Annotated in this window: 1 protein-coding gene; it reads right to left on the reverse strand. The window is 75.6% G+C overall.

Annotated elements, in window-relative coordinates:
• On the reverse strand, window positions 1-603 hold a 603-nt coding region (locus A4V12_RS22960; RefSeq protein ID WP_199831356.1), incomplete at both ends, for a PLP-dependent transferase.

Here is a 603-nt window from a genome sequence, read left to right on the forward strand (position 1 = left end):
CGGCGCGCCAGGTCGGCGGCGGTCGTGGCCGCGGCCCGCATCCGCACCGGCAGCGTGGACAGCCCGCGCAGCAGCAGATAGCTCGCCAGCGGGTGCAGGACGCCGCCGGTGGCGAACCGCACCTGGCGCAGCTTGCCGGCGAACTCCTCGTCGCAGGCCACCACGCCGGCGAGGACGTCCCCGTGCCCGCCCAGGTATTTGGTGGCGCTGTGCAGGACGATCCGCGCCCCGTGCTCCACGGGACGCTGGAGGACGGGCGTGGCGAACGTCGAGTCGACGAGGAGCGGCACCGAGCCGCAGGCCCGGGCGACGGCCCGGATGTCCACCTCGGCGAGCGTGGGGTTGGCGGGCGTCTCGACCATCACCAGGCCGGTGTCGGGCCGGATGGCGTCCGCGATGCCCGCCGGGTCGGTCCAGGTCACCTCCGTACCGATCAGGCCGGCGGTCAGGAGGTGGTCGCTGCAGCCGTACAGGGGGCGGACCGCCACCACGTGGCGCAGGCCCATGCTCGCCCGGACGAGCAGGACGGCGGTCAGGGCCGCCATGCCGCTGGCGAACGCGACGGCGCTCTGGGTGCCCTCCAGCCGGGCGAGCGCCGTCTCG

The organism is Streptomyces noursei (assembly GCF_001646665.1).
Lineage (GTDB): Bacteria > Actinomycetota > Actinomycetes > Streptomycetales > Streptomycetaceae > Streptomyces > Streptomyces lavendulocolor.